Below are 18,952 nucleotides of genomic sequence, written 5' to 3'. Positions count from 1 at the left end.
CTTGACCAGGACGCGCCCAGCATCGTCATGATGGCCGCAGAGGCCTTCAAGGCGCGCCTCATGTACTCTCCTCGCTGTTTTGTCGATCATGCCCACGCCGGCATTTCGCCACATCTCAACTATCGCGCCAAGCCGTCTGGTTCCGAATTGCCAAGGGCGGCGCGGAACCCTATGTCTGGGCAGACAAACAACAATAATGAAGCCCTGCAATGGCGCGCGCCTTCCTTTTCGTTCTCGATTCCTTCGGCATCGGCGGCGCGGCCGACGCCGAGCGCTATGGCGACGCCGGTTCCAACACCTTCGAACACATCGCCAGAGCCTGCGCGGAAGGGCGGGCGGATCGCGAGGGGCTTCGCAAAGGGCCGCTTTTCGTGCCCAACATGCTCTCGCTCGGTCTCGGTCACGCGGCGAAAACCGCGCTAGGATTAAGCAGCGACAATGGCGGCAAGGCCAAGCTCGTCTCCGCCTTCCATGGCGCGGCGCAGGAGATTTCGAGCGGCAAGGACACGCCATCGGGCCATTGGGAAATCGCTGCCTTACCAGTCCGCTTCGATTGGGGTTATTTCCCGAACACGGTTCCCGCCTTTCCAGCCGATCTGACCGAAGCGATCATCCGCGAAGGAGGGGTGCCGGGCATTCTCGGCAACTGCCATGCCCCGGGCACCGAGATCATCGAGCGGTTCGGCGAGGACCATATCCGCACCGGCAAACCGATCTGCTACACCTCGGTCGACTCCGTCCTGCAGATCGCCGCGCATGAAGTCCACTTCGGGTTGGAGCGGCTCTACGAGTTCTGCAAGGTGGTGCGCAGGCTGGTCGATCCGCTGAACGTCGGACGGGTGATCGCGCGGCCTTTCATTGGCGAAACCGCCGCCAGCTTCGAACGGACGCACAATCGCCGGGACTATTCGGTGCCGCCGCCCGAACCGACCCTGCTCGACCGGCTGACGGCGCGCGGCGGCCGGGTTATAGCGGTCGGCAAGATCGGCGACATCTTCGCCCATCGCGGCATTTCGGAAGTGCGCAAAGCCGCCGGCAACATGGCGATGTTCGACAAGGCGCTCGGCGCGATGGATGATGCGGGCGACGGCGACCTCGTCTTTGCCAATTTCGTCGATTTCGACACCGAGTTCGGCCATCGGCGTGACGTTGCCGGCTATGCCGCCGCGCTCGAGGCCTTCGACCGTCGGCTGCCGGAGGCACTTGCAAGGCTGAGGCGCGGCGATCTTCTCATCCTTACCGCCGACCATGGCAACGATCCGACCTGGCACGGCACCGATCATACGCGCGAACGCATTCCGGTGATCGGCACGGGACCGGGTTTTGGCGGCGACATCGGCCTCAGAACAACCTTCGCCGACATCGGTGAAACCGTCGCCGAACATCTCGGGCTGGCACGCGGCCACCATGGCACCTCCTTCTATGCAACGATAGGCGGCCATGCCCGAGTTGCCTGAGGTCGAAACGGTCCGGCGCGGCCTGCAGCCGGTGCTGGAAGGCGCCCGCATCGCCCGCGTCGAGGCACGCCGGCCCGACCTGCGCTTTCCGTTTCCGGAGAAATTCTTGGAGAGGCTGACCGGCAAGACGATTACGGCGCTCGGTCGCCGGGCCAAATACTTGACGATGCATCTGGAAGGCGGTCCGGTGCTGATCTGCCATCTCGGCATGTCGGGTTCGTTCCGCATCGAAATGTCTGATGAAAGCGAAATGCCCGATAGCAGCGAAATGTTGGGCACGTTTTATCACGAGCGCTCGAAAAGCGCAGTGCACGACCATGTCGTCTTCCATGTCGTTTCTCCCGGAGGCGGCCGATCGCGCGTAATCTTCAACGACCCGCGCCGCTTCGGCTTCATGCTGTTTTCGGAAGGGGCGCCCGACACGCATCCGATGCTGGCGGGGCTGGGCGTCGAGCCGACAGGCAATGCGTTGGACGGCAGGCTGCTCGCCTCGCTGCTGAAGGGCCGGAGGGCGCCGCTGAAGGCAGCACTTCTCGATCAGCGGCTGATCGCCGGGCTCGGCAATATCTATGTGTCGGAGGCCCTGTGGCGTGCCGGCCTGTCGCCGCTGCGCGAGGCGGGCACCATCGCAAAGCCTGGAAAGACTGCCAAACAGCAGAGCGACGCCTTGGCCGAAGCAATCCGCGCGGTGATCGCCGACGCGATCGCCGCCGGCGGATCGTCGCTGCGCGATTATGTGCAGACCGACGGATCGCTGGGCTATTTCCAGCATTCCTTCGCGGTCTATGATCGCGAGGGTGAACCCTGCCCCAAGCACGGCTGCGGCGGCGACATAGAGCGCACCGTGCAAAGCGGGCGTTCCACGTTCTATTGCCGGACCTGTCAGGTGTGAACCGCGAGAGTTGCACGCCGGATGTAAGCTAGATGACCGAGCGAGGAGATACAGTCATGGCCTATGAAACGATCATCGTGGAAACCCGTGGCAAGGTCGGGCTGATCACGCTGAACCGGCCGAAGGCGCTCAATGCGTTGAACTCGGAGGTTCTGGCGGAAGTGGTCGCGGCCGTGAACGGCTTCTGTGCGAATGCCGACATCGGCGCGATGGTCATCACCGGTTCCGAAAAGGCCTTCGCCGCGGGTGCGGACATCAAGGAAATGCAGGCGATCTCCTTTGTCGACGCCTATGTGCAGGATTTCTTTGTCGGGTGGGAAGAGTTCACCCGCGCGCGCAAGCCTGTTATCGCGGCGGTGGCCGGCTATGCGCTCGGCGGCGGCTGCGAACTGGCGATGATGTGCGATTTCATCATTGCCGCCGACAACGCCAAGTTCGGCCAGCCCGAGATCACGCTCGGCGTCATGCCGGGCATGGGCGGATCGCAGCGCCTGACCCGCTTCGTCGGCAAGTCGAAGGCGATGGACATGTGCCTGACCGGGCGAATGATGGATGCGGCGGAGGCCGAGCGTTGCGGCCTGGTATCGCGTGTCGTGCCTGCCGGCGAGTTGATCGAGGAAGCGTTGAAAGCGGCGGCCAAGATAGCCGATTTTTCGCTGCCGTCGGTGATGATGGCGAAAGAGGCCGTCAACCGCGCCTATGAAACGACACTGGCCGAAGGTCTGCGGTTCGAGCGCCGGCTGTTTCATTCGCTGTTTGCGCTCGACGACCAGAAGGAAGGCATGGCCGCCTTTGCCGAGAAGCGGAAGCCGAATTTTGCGAATCGGTAGATCGTGCGGCAGCGGCTGGAACCGAGCGACAGCGGCGGCCAAAAAGAAGGCGAAGCAGCGTTGACGCGCCGGAAAAGCTGAACTATAAGCCGCACCAACCGAGGCGGCCCTGTGGCTGCCCGTTTGTTTTTGCGCCCTGCGGCATCTCGCATGCGCCACCAGATCAGAAGAGAGGCATCATGGCCAATACCTCCTCGGCCAAAAAGGCAACGCGCAAGATCGCCCGTCGCACGGCGATCAACAAGAACCGCCGCTCGCGCGTGCGGACCTACATCCGCCAGGTCGAAGAGGCGCTCGCCTCGGGCGACAAGGCTGCGGCGCAGGCCGCTTTCAAAGTGGCGGAGCCGGAATTGATGCGCGCCGCGAGCAAGGGCGTGGTGCACAAGAATACGGCATCCCGCAAGGTGTCGCGCCTGGCCCAGCGGCTCAAAGTGCTCTCAGCTTGATATAGCTTTCCCGAACTGGTGTTCTTCAAACCCGGCCGCTCGCGCCGGGTTTTTTCGTTTGCCGGCAAGTACTTAAAAAGAATGCTCGCAAACCACACCTCTGCGCGGACTTCAATGTTCAAAATGCTTTGCCGGCATATACATGCCCGCTGATATTCGAGGCCGCTGAAAGCGCCCGCTAGGAAAATATCCGCCGGCAAAAATTACCGTTATTTTTCAGTGGTTTATTCGTGGTCCGTCCACAACTTGTTCACATCGCATGCAGGGGATGGGGGACAATTGCCTGTCAAGAAAATTATTTCAGAAAATTTCGCGCGGCGCGGGCTTTTTCATATTCGCCGGAAAAGGGTTTGAATCACAATGGCTTTGTCAAAATACACCCGTGCAACACAGGGTCCGAACCCGTCAGCGCTAACCACATTCCTTAAAAATCCGTTAGTCGTGGCCTTGCCCTATCCACAACGATTTCGTTAATGTCGGTCTATCGAGAGGGACGGGCCGTTGGCCCTTAACCCAGCCTGAATCGGCCAGCAAAAATGGCAGAATTCATGACGTGGATCATTTCCGCGTACGGGTTTGGTTGTCTTTCGATACGGTAGGGGATTGGCGTAATTGTATGGCAGGTCAATGACGCGCCGGCGTTTCGCCGGACGGCATTGTGCTGCCCCGACATGCCCAAACGGGCTGGCTCTGAGGAGCCGGCGCCGACCCCTGACAACGAGGCGACATCATCTGCCGGCGGCGGCGGTGGTGTCGCAGCGAAGACACGGTCGCCGGAAACGTGGATGCAGGAGGCGTATCCCCGGCGGAAAAAGGTACAAAAGGACAAGGAACTCGATCATGCAGAGCGGCGTCGAAAGGGAGCTTACGGGCGACCTCCCATTCCCTGGAACCTTAACCGAAGGGGAGACTATGTCGGCTTCCAACGAAGCGGAACAGAAGTTCGACCGGGTCAAGGCCCAGTTGAAGGCGCGTCTGGGAACCGAAGTTTATTCGAGCTGGTTCGGGCGCATGAAGGTCGCGGAAGCATCCCGGGGCATCGTCCGAATCTCGGTGCCGACTGCCTTCCTGCGCTCGTGGATCAATGGCCACTATCTAGACCTCATCGCCGAGTTGTGGAAACACGAGGACCCCGAAGTCCTCAAGATCGAGATCGTCGTGCGCACCGCTACCCGCCCGGGGCGCAACGGCGTCGAGCCCGAAATGGCCCCGGCGCGCAAAATGACCAGGCAAGCGCAAACGGCGCTGGCCGCGGGAACAGTGGGACCCGGCAGGGTGGAGCGGATGCCGGCACCTCGGCCGGGAATGCCTGGAGAGACCGAGTTCAAGCACAATGTGCTCGGTTCGCCGCTTGACCCGCGTTACACATTCGGCTCCTTCATCGAGGGGCCGTCGAACCGGGTGGCCTTCGCTGCCGCCAAGGCGGTGGCGGAATCGCAGTCGAGCGCCGTGCGCTTCAATCCGCTCTTTCTTCACGCGACGGTGGGGTTGGGCAAGACGCACTTGCTGCAGGCGATCGCGGCGGAATCGCTGAAGCAGAATCCAAAGTCGCGCGTCGTCTATCTCACGGCTGAATATTTCATGTGGCGGTTCGCCACCGCGATCCGCGACAACAACGCGCTGACGCTGAAGGAACAGCTGCGCGACATCGACCTCCTCATCATCGACGACATGCAGTTCCTGCAAGGCAAATCGATCCAGCATGAATTCTGTCATCTTATCAACATGCTGCTCGACAGCGCCAAGCAGGTGGTGGTTGCCGCCGACCGGCCACCGTCGGAACTGGAATCGCTGGAGCCCCGCGTCCGCTCGCGCCTCAACGGCGGCGTCGCGCTCGAAATGTCGGCGCCGGACTTCGCCATGCGCATCGGCATGCTCAAGCTGCGCCTTGCAACCGCCAAGGCCGACGATGCATCGCTCGACATCTCCGAGGAGATCCTCAACCATGTCGCTCGCACGGTGACCGGCAGCGGACGCGAACTGGAAGGTGCGTTCAACCAGCTTCTGTTCCGCCAATCGTTCGAACCGCAGATCACCATCGACCGCATCGACGAGATCCTCGGCCACATCTATCGTTCGGGCGAGCCGAAGCGGGTGCGCATCGAGGACATCCAGCGCATCGTCGCGCGCCACTACAATGTGTCGAAGACAGAGCTTCTGTCCAACCGGCGCACGCGCACCATCGTCAAGCCGCGGCAGGTTGCGATGTACCTGTCGAAGGTAATGACACCGCGCTCCTTGCCGGAGATCGGACGGCGTTTCGGTGGCCGCGACCACACGACGGTGCTGCATGCCGTGCGCAAGATCGAGGATCTTTCCGGCGTCGACAACACGCTGGCGCAGGAGCTCGAATTGCTGAGAAGACTGATCAACGATCAGGCCTGACCTACCAAGACGAAGCGCGTCGCGTTTGGATAGCTGCGACGCGCTTGAAATCTTTGTTTTTATGCATGTCGTTGTCCCAAAACCGCTGCGCACTTTTGGGCGACAAGCTTGGCTTGCGGGCTTCGCCAGCTTTATCCCCAAAAAGCCCACGTAACCGGCCCGAACCGGCAGCGCGGGCTTGCGTTTGCGGGTTTTTTCCTGTCAGTTTGTGCAGATTCTGAGCCTGTTCAGACCTTTCGCGGGGCGCCGCTTGCCGGAGACCCGCTCATTCATTCAAGCGAGCCTGTTCGTCATGCGTGTTATCCTGGAACGGTCAAATCTCCTGAAGTCGCTCAACCACGTTCATCGCGTGGTCGAGCGGCGCAACACCATACCGATCCTGTCGAACGTGCTGCTGAGCGCCGAAGGCGCCACCCTCGAAATGAAGGCGACCGACCTCGATCTGGAGGTGACCGAAGCCACGCCCGCCAAAGTCGAGCGCGGCGGGGCGACGACGGTTCCGGCGCATCTGCTCTACGACATCGTGCGCAAGCTAGCCGACGGTGCGGAGGTCATGCTGAAGACCGACGAGGACGGCAACGCCATGACCGTGACCTCGGGCCGCTCGAGCTTCCGTCTCCAGTGTCTGCCGCAATCCGACTTCCCGGAGCTTTCGGCCGGATCGTTCTCGCACATCTTCCGGCTCGATTCGGTTGCGCTGAAAGGCCTGATCGAGAAGACCCAGTTCGCCATCTCCACCGAAGAGACGCGCTATTACCTGAACGGCATTTATCTGCACACGCATGACGCAGACGGCAAACTGAAGCTGCGCTCGGTCGCGACCGACGGCCATCGGCTGGCGCGCGCCGAGATCGACGCACCGGCAGGGTCCGAAGGCATGCCGGGCATCATCATTCCGCGCAAGACGGTCAGCGAGCTGCAAAAGCTGGTCGATGACCCCGATGTCGCCGTCACCACCGAATTGTCCGACACCAAGATCCGCTTCACCATCGGCAGCGTCGTTTTGACGTCGAAGCTGATCGACGGCACCTTCCCGGACTATCAGCGGGTCATCCCCACCGGCAACGACAAGAAGCTGATCATCGACCGTCAGAGTTTCGCCGCCGCCGTCGACCGCGTCTCGACCATTTCTTCCGAACGTGGCCGGGCGGTGAAGCTTTCGATTGGGGAAGGCCAGGTCACGCTTGCGGTCAACAACCCGGATTCGGGTAGCGCCACCGAAGAACTGGCTGCGGATTATTCGTCCGACGCGATCGAAATCGGCTTCAATGCCAAATATCTGCTCGATGTCGCCGCCCAACTGACCGGCACTGAGGCGAAATTCATGCTGGCGGATGCCGGCTCGCCAACGTTGATCCACGATACGGCCGATGAAACCACGCTCTACGTGCTGATGCCGATGCGGGTATAGGCCTGAACGAGGCCATCTTGCTGTCATGACCGGAGTTGCGAAGCAATCTGAGCGCGACCAGCAGCAGACTCATATAAGTAAGTTATCACTTACGAATTTCCGCAACTATGCAACGCTGTCGATCGATCTCAATCCTGGCGCCGTGGTTTTTTCCGGAGACAACGGCGCCGGCAAAACCAATCTGCTCGAAGCGATTTCCCTGCTGACACCGGGTCGCGGCCTGCGCCGTGCGCCTTATGCCGATGTGGCGCGCGAAGGCGGCGACGGCGGCTTTGCCCTCCATGCCCGGCTCGATGGGCCGGACGGCGCGGTCGAGATCGGCACCGGCATTGCAGGCGGCGACACCGCCGGCGAGGGCGGGCGGCGGGTGCGGATCAATGGCGCGGCTGCGCGCTCGGCGGAGGACATGCTGGAATGGCTGCGTGTCGTCTGGCTGACACCGGCGATGGATGCACTGTTCACCGGGCCGGCCGCAGACCGCCGGCGTTTTCTCGACCGGCAGGTGCTGGCGATCGATCCCGGCCATGGCCAGCGCGCGCTCGACTACGAGAAAGCCATGCGCGGCCGAAATCGGTTGCTCGCCGAAGGCTCGCGCGACGGCGCCTGGTTCGATGCGATCGAGACCCAAATGGCCGAAACCGGCGTGGCGATTGCCGCCGCGCGTGCCGAACTGGTACGACTGCTCGCTGCCATGATCGACAGGCTGCCAAGCGCCGGTCCGTTTCCGCAAGCCGACATCGGCCTGTCGGGTGCATTGGAAAGTGAAGTCGCCACTTCCGCAGCTGTCGATGTCGAGGAGCGGTTCCGCCGCGCTCTTGCCGAGGGCCGCGAGCGCGACCGCGCCGCCGGGCGCACGCTCGACGGCCCGCACCGTTCGGATCTCGTGGTGCGGCACCGGCCCAAGGCGATGCCGGCTGAACTTTGTTCGACCGGCGAGCAGAAAGCGCTGCTGGTCGGCATGGTCCTGTCGCATGCCCGGCTGACCGGCGAGATGTCGGGCATGACGCCGATCTTGCTGCTCGATGAGATCGCCGCACACCTCGACGCAGGCCGGCGCGCCGCGCTGTTCTCGATCCTCGAAGAGCTGAACTGCCAGGCCTTCATGACCGGGACCGATGCGGCGCTGTTTTCCAGTCTCAAGGGGCGTGCGCAGTTCCTGACGGTCGATCATGGTACGGTTGAGCCAACCATTTGAACCTTATGCATGTCGTTATCCCAAAAACCGCTGCGCACTTTTGGGCGACATGCATTTGAACCTTATGCATGTCGTTATCCAAAACCGCTGCGCACTTTTGGGCGACATGCATTGACGCCTGACAAGATTTTTGTGCCGCGATAAGGTCTGCCGATGACACCTCTGACAGACGAAGAGCTTGAACGTTATGCCCGCCACATCGTGCTGCCCGAAATCGGCGGCGCCGGCCAGCAGCGGCTGAAGCGTGCGCGGGTCCTGGTCATCGGTGCCGGCGGGCTGGGAGCGCCGGTGCTCGAATATCTTGCCGCCGCCGGCGTTGGCACGCTCGGCATCGTCGACGACGACAGCGTCTCGCTGTCAAACCTGCAAAGACAGGTGATCCACGGCACCGACACCGTCGGCATGGCGAAAACCGACAGTGCCAAAGCGGCAATCGCCCGCATCAATCCCAACGTAGCCGTGGAACTGCACAATCTCAGGCTGACGGCGGACAACGCCCCTGCCCTCGTCGCCCTCTACGACATCGTCGTCGACGGTTCCGACAATTTCGAAACACGCTATGCGGTCGCCGATGCCTGCGCCGCCGAAAAGCGGCCGCTGGTGCATGCCGCCGTCGGCCGCTTCGACGGTTCGGTAACCGTACTGAAACCGTTCGAGACCGGCGCGGACGGCAGGCCGAACCCAAGCTATCGTGATCTTTTTCCGGAGCCGCCGCCACCTGGCCTGGTGCCGTCCTGCGCTGTGGCCGGCGTGCTCGGCGTGCTGACCGGCGTCGTCGGCACGCTGCAGGCGATGGAAGCGATCAAGCTGATTGCCGGCATCGGCGAGCCGCTGGTCGGCCGGCTGCTGCTTTACGATGCGTTGACGGCGCGCTTCGATACGATCCGCTACAAGAGAAGCTAGATCTTGGGCAGCCCGGTTTCCGTCGAGCAGCTTCCGGCCGATTTCGATCGTTGGGACGAGTTGCTGGCGCTGATCATGCGCGCCTTCGCCTCGATGGACGGCGTCATCGATCCACCATCCTCGGCGCATCGGCTCACGGTCGAAAACCTCCGGGACAAGGCCAGGCAAGAAACGGCTTTTGCAGCGCTGAACGGCGGCGGCGTCGTCGGCTGCGTTTTTGTTCTGGAGCGGGCCCATGACTTCTATGTCGGAAAGCTCGCGGTCGAACCCGGCTTTCAGGAACAAGGGATTGGCAGGCAGCTGATGCAGGCAGTCGAGGATCTTGCCCGCCATCGCGGCAAGCCTGCTATCGAGCTTCAGACGCGGGTCGAACTGACCGCAAATCACGCGGCCTTTGCCCGCCTCGGCTTTCGCGAAACGGAGCGGACGGCGCATAAGGGCTACTACCGTCCGACCTCGATCACCATGCGCAAGGTGCTTTCGTAAGTTTTCGCTGACGTTAAGTCACGTCCGCAGCGGCAGTACACGGTCCGGCGGGCGGTGGCCATCGAAGAAGGCGCGGATGTTGATGATCACCTTCTCGCCCATGTCGATGCGGCCTTCGAGCGTCGCCGATCCCATATGCGGCAACAGCACGACCTTGCCCTTGGCGGCGAGCTTCAGCAATTTGCTGTTCAGCGCTGGCTCATGCTCGTAGACGTCGAGGCCGGCGCCGGCGATCTTGCCGTCCTGGATCAGCTTGACCAGAGAGTCCTCGTCGATGATGTCGCCGCGCGCCGTGTTGACGATGTAAGCGGACGGCTGCAGAAGCGCCAGCCGCCGCGCCGAGAGCAGATGGAAGGTTGCCGGCGTCGACGGACAATTGACCGAGATGATGTCCATGCGGGCAAGCATCTGGTCGAGACTTTCCCAGTAGGTCGCCTCCAACTCGTCCTCGACCGCCGGCAGCACGCGATGTCGGTTGTGGTAGTGGATCGACAGCCCAAAAGCCTTGGCGCGCCGGGCGACAGCGGTGCCGATACGGCCCATGCCGACAATGCCGAGACGTTTGCCCCAGATGCGCCGGCCGAGCATCCACGTCGGCGACCAGCCCGCCCATTTCTTGTCGCCGGTCAGAACGTTGGCGCCTTCTGCCAACCGGCGCGGCACCGCCAGCATCAGCGCCATGGTCATGTCGGCTGTATCTTCGGTCAGAACGTTCGGCGTGTTGGTGACGGTGATGCCCTTCTTCGCTGCCGCCGCCACGTCGATCTTGTCGACGCCGTTGCCGAAATTGGCGATCAGCTTGAGGTTGTCGCCGGCCTGGGCGATCAGAGCTGCGTCGATATGATCGGTTATGGTCGGCACCAGCACGTCGGCTTCCTTGACCGCCGCAACCAGTTCCGGTTGCGTCATCGGCCTGTCTTCGACATTCAGCCGGGCGTCGAACAGCTCACGCATGCGGGTCTCGACCGGGTCGGGCAGCTTGCGCGTGATGACGACGAGGGGCCTTTTTCTGCCTACCATTGTTTCCTCGAACCCGACCTCGTTGAGACCTCTTTAACCAAGACAGGCGAAACTGGAGGCCGGTCGCGGTGCCAGTTCTCCATGTAACAAGAGGTTCCGCCGAAGACAAAGAAAAAGGGGCGCCAAGGCCGATGAGCCGGCGCCGAAAGGAATGAAAGTGTCTGGTTTCGCGTCGCTCCGCCTGGCCCTCAGCGCAGCATTTCTCGGCGCCCTTCTTTGTTCTCCGCATGCGGCGGCACAGAATGCCGCAGCACCCGCCCAGAGTGTCACGCTCGGGCCGAGCGGCCTGCCGCTACCGCGTTTCGTCAGCTTGAAATCGGCCCGCGTCAACTCCCGCGTTGGACCGGGCGTCAACTATTCCGTCGACTGGATGTACATGAAGCCCGGCCTACCTATGGAGATCATCCAGGAATTCGACACCTGGCGTCGTGTGCGCGATGCCGACGGCTCGGAAGGCTGGATCAACCAGTCTCTGCTTTCAGGCCGCCGCACGGCGATCGTGGCACCCTGGCAGCGCGGCAAGGATGCCCGAATCAACCTTCTTAACGACCCAGAAAAGGATGCCAGCATCGTCGCGATCATCGAGCCGGGCGTTATGGGCACGATCAAGTCCTGCGACGGCCAGTGGTGCGAAATGACCTTCGACGGCCACACCGGTTGGCTGGCTCAGTCGCTTGTCTGGGGCGCCTATCCGGGCGAACGGGTCAAGAACTGACTTCGGATCGGGATCATGATCTAGCGGCCGGGAAGTATCTCGCGGCCCAATGAAGCGCCGGTCAATCGCAGCGTTTGGGACGCAGCCTCACCACGATATCGACATTGGCAATCTCCATGCCTTCCGGCGGCTCCGGCAGGTTGGAAACCGTGACAGGGCCGCTGGCGATATCGAAGATCCTGTTTTCGCCTTCAATGTAGAAATGATGGTGATCGGAGGTGTTGGTGTCGAAATAGGTCTTCGACCCTTCGACGGCCAGAATACGCAGAAGGCCCGCTTGCGTGAATTGGTGAAGGGCGTTGTAGACGGTGGCGAGCGACACCGGCACGCCGGCGGCGATCGCCTCCTCGTGCAGCTCCTCGGCCGACAGATGACGGTCGCCTTTGGCGAAAAGCAGATCGGCCAGCGCTATGCGCTGACGCGTCGGCCTCAGGCCAGCTTCGCGAACCCGCTTGTCCACAGCGACGTTTTCCTTCCGGCAGCCTAGATCCATCTATCCGTCCAAGCTCACAGTTTCGCCCCAACGTATGCCCAGAATGGCAAAAAACGAACATTGACCGAAACTAGACACCCCCCGACATATATTCTGTCGGCCGAATACGATCAATAGCGCGCATTGACCCAGGCAGACGGGCAGGTTAAGCGCAAACGCCGGTTTCCGGCCTGAAATAGATTGTGTTAGGAAACCAACGACAAGGGCGCACTACCGCCCGGACGATTACGGGGAAGAGATTGATGGCGGTTTCGAAATCCAGTTACGGCTACGAAGAACTGCTTGCCTGCGCCCGCGGCGAGCTGTTCGGACCTGGAAACGCCCAGCTCCCCTATCCGCCGATGCTGATGTTCGACCGCATCACCGAAATCAGCGAGACGGGCGGTGCCTTCGACAAGGGCTTCATCCGCGCAGAATTCGACATCAAGCCGGACCTGTGGTTTTTCGCCTGCCACTTCATCGGCAATCCGATCATGCCGGGGTGCCTGGGGCTCGACGCCATGTGGCAATTGACGGGATTCTATCTCGGCTGGCTCGGCGAGCCGGGCAAGGGAATGGCGCTGTCGACCGGCGAGGTGAAGTTCAAGGGAATGGTGACGCCGTCGGTCAAGAAGGTGGAGTATGGCGTGGACTTCAAGCGCGTAATGCGCGGGCGGTTGGTGCTTGGTATCGCCGATGGCTGGCTGAAGGCGGATGGCGAACCCATATACGCAGCAACGGATCTAAAGGTGGGTCTGTCCAAGCAATCGGCTGCCGCCTGACCGGCGCCGCCACAGCGTCGCGAGTCCACCGGACGCGCAAAAGGAAGCTGTAGAACTTTAATTTGCGCATGATCCTTGTCCGACAGGTTTCATGCACTGGAAGGAGTTGCGAATGAGACGGGTCGTAGTGACAGGCCTCGGCATCGTGTCGTCGATCGGCAACAATGCCAACGAGGTGCAGGCCTCGCTCCACGATGCCAAGTCCGGCATCAGCTTCTCCGATTCATTCGCAGAACATGGTTTCCGCTGCCAAGTGTGGGGAGCGCCGACGCTCGACCCCTCCGCGATGATCGATCGTCGCGCCATGCGTTTCCTGTCGCAGGGTGCGGCCTGGAACCATGTCGCCATGGACCAGGCGATCGCGGACGCTGGACTTGGCGAGAGTGATATCACCAATGAGCGCACAGGCATCGTCATGGGATCGGGCGGACCATCGACCCGAGCCATCGTCGAAGCGGCCGAGATCACGCTCAAGAACGGCAGCCCCAAGCGCATCGGCCCGTTCGCCGTGCCGAAGGCGATGTCGTCGACCGCTTCGGCGACGCTCGCCACATGGTTCAAGATCCACGGCGTCAACTATTCGATCTCTTCGGCCTGCTCGACCTCGGCGCATTGCATCGGCAATGGCTACGAACTGATCCAGTGGGGCAAGCAGGACATGGTCTTCGCCGGCGGTCACGAGGATCTCGACTGGACGATGTCGGACCTGTTCGACGCGATGGGTGCCATGTCCTCCAAGTTCAACGACAAGGCATCGGCCGCTTCGCGCGCCTATGACGCCGCCCGCGATGGCTTCGTCATTGCCGGCGGCGCCGGCGTTCTGGTCCTGGAAGAGCTCGAGCACGCCAAGGCACGCGGCGCCAAGATCTACGCCGAGATCGTCGGCTATGGCGCTACCTCCGACGGCTATGACATGGTGGCGCCCTCCGGCGAAGGTGCGGTGCGCTGCATGCGGCAGGCGCTGGCGACCACCTCTTCGCCAGTCGACTACATCAACACACATGGCACTTCGACGCCGGTCGGCGACTCCAGGGAAATGGGCGCGATCCGCGAGGTGTTCGGCGAAAAGATGCCTTTCATCACCTCGACGAAATCACTGACCGGCCATTCGCTGGGCGCAGCCGGCGTGCAGGAATCGATCTATTCGATCTTGATGATGCAAGGCGGCTTCATCGGCGAGAGCGCCCATATCGAGCAGCTCGATCCGGAATTCGAAGGCATGCCGATCGTGCGGGAGCGTATCGACAACGCCAGGATCGACACTGTTTTGTCCAATTCGTTCGGCTTCGGTGGCACCAACGCAACGCTGATTTTCCAGCGTTATTCCGCGTAAGGCCCGCGTTTTTTAAGGATTGCCGACCATGGACGGATTGATGAAGGGCAAGCGCGGGCTTGTCATGGGTGTCGCCAACGACCATTCCATCGCCTGGGGCATCGCTCGGAAACTGTCCGAACATGGGGCGGAACTCGCCTTCACCTATCAGGGCGAAGCCTTCGGGCGCCGGGTCAAGCCGCTTGCCGATAAGCTCGGCTCCACGCTGGTCGTGCCTTGCGATGTCGAGGACAGCGCATCGGTTGCCGCTACCTTCGAGACCTTGGGTGAGGCCTGGGGCGGGCTGGACTTCGTCGTCCATGCCATCGGTTTTTCTGACAAAAACGAGCTGAAGGGCCTTTACGCCGACACCAGCCGCGACAATTTCGTCCGCACAATGGTCATCTCCTGCTACTCCTTCACCGAGGTCGCGCGTCATGCCGCGACGCTGATGAAGGACAGCGGCGCGATGATCACGCTGACCTATGCGGGTTCAGTCCGCGTCATGCCGAACTACAACGTCATGGGCGTGGCCAAGGCCGGGCTGGAAGCCAGCGTCCGCTATCTTGCCAACGACTACGGCCCGCGCGGCATTAGGGTGAACGGCATATCGGCAGGGCCGGTGCGGACGTTGGCCGGCGCTGGGATTTCCGACGCACGCCATATGTTTTCCTACCAGCAGCGCAACTCGCCGCTGCGCCGTACGGTGACCATCGACGAAGTCGGTGGTTCCGCGCTGTACCTCCTGTCCGACCTGTCATCCGGCGTCACCGGCGAAATCCACTATGTCGATTCCGGCTACCACATCGTATCGATGCCGGCGCTCGAGGAATTGAAGCAGACCGATACCAGCCGGGAATAATTCGGCCCGCAGAAGCTGGCTTGGTCCGGTGAACTTCGCCTCAGCGTCGCGCTGCGAGAACCTTGAACATCCCGTCTCGGGCGATCTCGATATGGCTGGAGAAGGCGGCTGCCAGCACCGGCTCGTAGGGCAGCTGACGGTTCGCCACCATGAACAGCCGCCCACCCGGCTTTAGCGCCTTCGCCGCTGCGCGGATCATGCCGGCGCCGATCTCCGGCTCGGCCGCGCGGCTGCGATGGAAGGGCGGGTTCATGACGATGGCGTCATAGCGGCGCTCGACCGGCTCGCTCAAAAGATCGATCCAGAAGAAATTTACTTCGGCCGCTGTGTTGCCGATATTGCCTTTCGCCGCCTCCAGCGCATCGAACTCCGCCTCATAGAGATCGAGCGCCGAGATGCCGGGTGGGCGGGCGGCGACCTCTGCCGCCACATAGCCCCAGCCAGCGCAGAAATCGGCAATATTGCCACGCAGGTCGCCGGGCAGATTGTCCACCAGCAATCTCGAACCTGCATCGATCTTGTCGAAAGAGAACATGCCTGGTGCGGTGCGGAAGCGGCCCTCGACCAGAAGGGCTGGATTGGCGGCGCAAAGTGCTGCAGCGGCCGCCGCATCGACCGGCCGGCGGAGCCAGAAGGCGATGCCGTGATGTTTCGGCAAATGACCATCGAGCGGCACAAGTTCGTCGGTGCGCTTGCGCAGGCTGGCAACGCCATCGTCCTTGGCGCCGGCGACGATAATCGATCCGCCCGGCCTCACACGCTCAATCGCCTCAGCGATGCGCAATTCGTTTTGCCCGCGATGACGGCCGGCAAGCACCAGTGCCGCATCGAAACCTTCGCCCTCCAAGCGCGGCGTGACCGTGAAGCCGGCCCTCTGCAGCGTGCGAAAATGCGGGCGGAAGCCTTGCACCAGATGCAGTGCTGCATCGAAGCCTGCGGGCAGGCGGAAACCGGGCTCAGCGCCGAGAAAGAGAACACGCTCGCCCTCACGCGGCAGGGAGACAGCCTCGGCCTCGAACGGATGGAACAGTGTCTTCAGCGGCTCGGCGGACATTTTTCGATCTCGAAATGCAGCTGGCTTGTCTTGAAAATGAAAGCGGGCGCGACCTTTCGGCGCGCCCGCTTCGATTGTATCGTCAGATCGCTCAGGCGGCGTCTTCTTCGCCTTCGGCCTTCTTGTCGCGGGCGATTTCCTTGCCCGTGGCCTGGTCGACGACCTTCATCGACAGGCGGACCTTGCCGCGCTCGTCGAAGCCCATCAGCTTGACCCATACCTTGTCGCCTTCCTTGACAACGTCGGAGGTCTTGGCGACGCGATCGTTGGCGAGTTGCGAGATGTGGACGAGGCCGTCACGCGGACCGAAGAAGTTGACGAAAGCGCCGAAGTCGGCGGTCTTGACGACCGTGCCCTCATAGATTTCGCCGACTTCCGGCTCGGCGACGATGGTGTGGATCCACTTCTTCGCCGCCTCGATCTCCTTGGCGTTGGACGAGGCGATCTTGACCGTGCCGTCGTCCTCGATGTTGATCTTGGCGCCGGTCTTTTCGACGATCTCGCGGATGACTTTGCCGCCCGAGCCGATCACGTCGCGGATCTTGTCGGTCGGGATATGCATGACCTCGATGCGCGGCGCGAACTCACCGAGTTCGGAACGCGCGCCGGAGAGCGCATTGCCCATTTCGCCGAGAATGTGCTGGCGGCCGTCCTTGGCCTGGTCCAGCGCGATCTTCATGATCTCCTCGGTGATGCCCTCGATCTTGATGTCCATCTGCAGCGAGGTGATGCCGTTGGCGGTGCCGGCAACCTTGAAGTCCATGTCGCCGAGGTGATCCTCATCACCGAGGATGTCGGAGAGCACCGCGAAGCGCTCGCCTTCCTTGATCAGACCCATGGCGATGCCGGCGACCGGCTTGGCCAGCGGCACGCCGGCGTCCATCAGCGCCAGCGAAGTGCCACAGACGGTGGCCATCGACGACGAACCGTTGGATTCGGTGATCTCCGAGACCACGCGCAACGTGTAGGGGAACTGGTCGGCGCTCGGCAGCATCGGCCGGATGGCGCGCCAGGCGAGCTTGCCGTGGCCGATTTCGCGGCGGCCGGGCGAACCCATGCGACCGGTTTCACCGACCGAATAGGGGGGGAAGTTGTAGTGAAGAAGGAACTTCTCCTTGTACATGCCGGTCAGCGAATCGACGTACTGCTCGTCCTCGCCGGTGCCGAGCGTGGCAACGACCAGAGCCTGGGTCTCGCCGCGGGTGAACAGCGCCGAGCCGTGGGTGCGCGGCAGGACGCCGACTTCGGAGACGATCTTGCGGACCGTCTTCAGGTCGCGACCGTCGATGCGCGAACCGGTGTCGAGGATGTTCCAGCGCACGACCTTGGCCTGGAGCTCCTTGAATACGGTGCCGATCTGTTCGGACGTGTATTTTGCTTCCTCGCCTTCGGCAGGTACGAACGCAGCCTTGACCTTCGCCTTAACGGCGTCGACGGCGGCGTAACGCTTCTGCTTGTCGGTGATCTTGTAGGCATCGCGAAGCTCGCCTTCGACGATCTTCAGCATCTCGGCTTCAAGCGCCGAATAGTCCGGCGCGGTGAAATCGCGCGGGTCCTTGGCGGCAACCTCGGCGAGCTTGATGATCGCGTCGATCACCGGCTGGAAGCCGCGATGGCCGAACATGACGGCGCCGAGCATTAGGTCCTCACCGAGTTCCTTGGCTTCGGACTCGACCATCAGCACAGCATCGGCAGTGCCGGCGACGACCAGGTCAAGCTTGGATTCCTGCATCTCGTCGACATGCGGATTGAGCACATATTCGCCGTTGATGTAGCCGACGCGGGCGCCGCCGATCGGGCCCATGAAGGGAACGCCGGACAGCGTCAGGGCCGCCGAGGTGGCGACGATCGACAGGATATCCGGATCGTTCTCAAGGTCGTGCTGGACGACGGTGACGACGATCTGCGTGTCGTTCTTGTAGCCGTCGGCGAAGAGCGGGCGGATTGGGCGGTCGATGAGGCGGGAGACCAGCGTCTCCTTCTCGCTCGGACGGCCTTCGCGCTTGAAATAGCCACCCGGGATCTTGCCGGCGGCATAGGTCTTTTCCTGGTAGTTGACGGTCAGCGGGAAGAAATCGAGACCGGGCTTCGGCTCCTTCATCGAAACGACGGTGGCGAGAACCTTGGTTTCGCCGTAGGTGGCGAGCACCGCGCCGTCAGCCTGGCGCGCGATCTTGCCGGTTTCGAGGATGAGCGGACGGCCGCCCCATTCGATTTCCACTTTGTGGTGATTGAACATGTCTTGTCCTTCATATGCGGAAAGGGCCGCGCCGTTTCACCGTGCGCGAATGCCCCTTCCCCTTGGCTTCGTTTCTCGGGCAGCCACGGGCAAGACAACGGGAAGCTCGGGTAAATCCGGCGCGATTGCCGCGCGAGCGTCCTGCAATCCTGCCCCATGACCGTCCATGGGCGGTTTCGAATGGCCCTGTGCTATTTCGAAACCGGGTCTGGCCAATCGATCCGACTGGCCTTGCGCACGATCCCGAAAGCCGCAGCCTTCGGAAGGCACCATGCGCAAATTCAAACTTTCAGAGCGTCCCTCTGCGCGTCCAGGTGACACACGGCGCCCTATTCCTTGATCGGAGCGTCGGATAAATCCGATGCTCCAATGCGCGACCGGGGGGGGGGGGGGGGGGGCCCCCCCCGGGGCCCCCCCGAGGCGGGGTCTGGGCGCGCGCCGCCTGCGACGATACGGCACCGATCACAATTGCTTGCTATGCAGCATCATAC

Annotated in this window: 17 protein-coding genes; 13 read left to right on the top strand and 4 right to left on the bottom strand. The window is 62.2% G+C overall.

The features are described 5' to 3' along the window. The first annotated feature begins 209 nt into the window (after nucleotides 1-209). From AC0L26_RS21445 to AC0L26_RS21405, 9 genes are all read left to right on the top strand, one after another. Nucleotides 210-1,457, top strand: coding sequence for a phosphopentomutase (locus tag AC0L26_RS21445; protein ID WP_473634385.1), 1,248 nt, complete (start codon nucleotides 210-212; stop codon nucleotides 1,455-1,457). Beyond that, on the top strand, nucleotides 1,441-2,349 hold the full coding sequence (gene mutM, locus AC0L26_RS21440) for a bifunctional DNA-formamidopyrimidine glycosylase/DNA-(apurinic or apyrimidinic site) lyase (RefSeq protein ID WP_473634384.1): 909 nt from the start codon (nucleotides 1,441-1,443) through the stop codon (nucleotides 2,347-2,349). The genes AC0L26_RS21445 and mutM overlap by 17 nt, the downstream gene beginning before the upstream one ends. A 56-nt stretch (nucleotides 2,350-2,405) precedes the next feature. Next, nucleotides 2,406-3,179 carry an enoyl-CoA hydratase gene (locus AC0L26_RS21435; RefSeq protein ID WP_473634383.1) on the top strand — a complete coding sequence of 258 codons (774 nt, stop codon included), beginning with the start codon at nucleotides 2,406-2,408 and terminating at the stop codon, nucleotides 3,177-3,179. Between the two features lie 179 nt (nucleotides 3,180-3,358). Then, nucleotides 3,359-3,625 (top strand): 30S ribosomal protein S20, encoded by a 267-nt coding sequence (rpsT, locus tag AC0L26_RS21430; protein WP_023802137.1) that lies wholly within the window; start codon nucleotides 3,359-3,361, stop codon nucleotides 3,623-3,625. An 840-nt stretch (nucleotides 3,626-4,465) separates the two neighbouring features. Further along, complete coding sequence (gene dnaA / locus AC0L26_RS21425; protein WP_473634382.1) at nucleotides 4,466-6,010, top strand: chromosomal replication initiator protein DnaA; 1,545 nt, start codon at nucleotides 4,466-4,468, stop codon at nucleotides 6,008-6,010. Between the two features lie 292 nt (nucleotides 6,011-6,302). Next, a complete protein-coding gene (dnaN, locus tag AC0L26_RS21420; RefSeq protein WP_473634381.1) occupies nucleotides 6,303-7,421 on the top strand; it encodes a DNA polymerase III subunit beta in 1,119 nt (372 codons plus the stop codon). A gap of 25 nt (nucleotides 7,422-7,446) precedes the next feature. Continuing rightward, nucleotides 7,447-8,616, top strand: coding sequence for a DNA replication/repair protein RecF (gene recF, locus AC0L26_RS21415; RefSeq protein WP_473634380.1), 1,170 nt, complete (start codon nucleotides 7,447-7,449; stop codon nucleotides 8,614-8,616). Between the two features lie 153 nt (nucleotides 8,617-8,769). After that, the gene (locus AC0L26_RS21410) at nucleotides 8,770-9,519 is read left to right on the top strand and encodes a molybdopterin-synthase adenylyltransferase MoeB (RefSeq protein ID WP_473634379.1); all 750 of its coding nucleotides are present in this window, start codon (nucleotides 8,770-8,772) and stop codon (nucleotides 9,517-9,519) included. Between the two features lie 3 nt (nucleotides 9,520-9,522). Continuing rightward, entirely contained in the window at nucleotides 9,523-10,005 is a 483-nt protein-coding gene (locus AC0L26_RS21405) for a GNAT family N-acetyltransferase (protein ID WP_473634378.1), read from the top strand. Between the two features lie 18 nt (nucleotides 10,006-10,023). Here the strand turns inward: AC0L26_RS21405 and AC0L26_RS21400 are convergent, their stop codons facing one another. Then, the gene (locus tag AC0L26_RS21400; protein WP_352934016.1) at nucleotides 10,024-11,025 is read right to left on the bottom strand and encodes a 2-hydroxyacid dehydrogenase; all 1,002 of its coding nucleotides are present in this window, start codon (nucleotides 11,023-11,025) and stop codon (nucleotides 10,024-10,026) included. A 157-nt stretch (nucleotides 11,026-11,182) separates the two neighbouring features. On the opposite strand from AC0L26_RS21400, the gene AC0L26_RS21395 reads away from it, so the two are divergent. Beyond that, the gene (locus tag AC0L26_RS21395; RefSeq protein ID WP_473634377.1) at nucleotides 11,183-11,740 is read left to right on the top strand and encodes an SH3 domain-containing protein; all 558 of its coding nucleotides are present in this window, start codon (nucleotides 11,183-11,185) and stop codon (nucleotides 11,738-11,740) included. Between the two features lie 61 nt (nucleotides 11,741-11,801). Here the strand turns inward: AC0L26_RS21395 and irrA are convergent, their stop codons facing one another. Then, nucleotides 11,802-12,233: an iron response transcriptional regulator IrrA gene (irrA, locus tag AC0L26_RS21390; RefSeq protein WP_006337949.1), complete on the bottom strand. Its 432-nt coding sequence runs from the start codon at nucleotides 12,231-12,233 to the stop codon at nucleotides 11,802-11,804. Between the two features lie 242 nt (nucleotides 12,234-12,475). On the opposite strand from irrA, the gene fabA reads away from it, so the two are divergent. From fabA to fabI, 3 genes are all read left to right on the top strand, one after another. Further along, nucleotides 12,476-12,994: a 3-hydroxyacyl-[acyl-carrier-protein] dehydratase FabA gene (gene fabA / locus AC0L26_RS21385; RefSeq protein ID WP_352934021.1), complete on the top strand. Its 519-nt coding sequence runs from the start codon at nucleotides 12,476-12,478 to the stop codon at nucleotides 12,992-12,994. A gap of 112 nt (nucleotides 12,995-13,106) precedes the next feature. After that, entirely contained in the window at nucleotides 13,107-14,327 is a 1,221-nt protein-coding gene (fabB, locus tag AC0L26_RS21380; protein WP_473634376.1) for a beta-ketoacyl-ACP synthase I, read from the top strand. A gap of 28 nt (nucleotides 14,328-14,355) precedes the next feature. Then, on the top strand, nucleotides 14,356-15,168 hold the full coding sequence (fabI, locus tag AC0L26_RS21375; RefSeq protein ID WP_473634375.1) for an enoyl-ACP reductase FabI: 813 nt from the start codon (nucleotides 14,356-14,358) through the stop codon (nucleotides 15,166-15,168). Between the two features lie 40 nt (nucleotides 15,169-15,208). On the opposite strand, the gene AC0L26_RS21370 is transcribed toward fabI, so the two are convergent. Both AC0L26_RS21370 and pnp read right to left on the bottom strand, forming a co-directional pair. Then, nucleotides 15,209-16,222 (bottom strand): class I SAM-dependent methyltransferase, encoded by a 1,014-nt coding sequence (locus AC0L26_RS21370; RefSeq protein WP_473634374.1) that lies wholly within the window; start codon nucleotides 16,220-16,222, stop codon nucleotides 15,209-15,211. Between the two features lie 91 nt (nucleotides 16,223-16,313). Further along, nucleotides 16,314-18,461: a polyribonucleotide nucleotidyltransferase gene (gene pnp, locus AC0L26_RS21365; RefSeq protein ID WP_354489049.1), complete on the bottom strand. Its 2,148-nt coding sequence runs from the start codon at nucleotides 18,459-18,461 to the stop codon at nucleotides 16,314-16,316. Nucleotides 18,462-18,952 lie beyond the last annotated feature (491 nt).

It is taken from the genome of Mesorhizobium sp. WSM4823, assembly GCF_055811195.1.
This window is presented reverse-complemented; position numbering and strand designations above follow the sequence as displayed.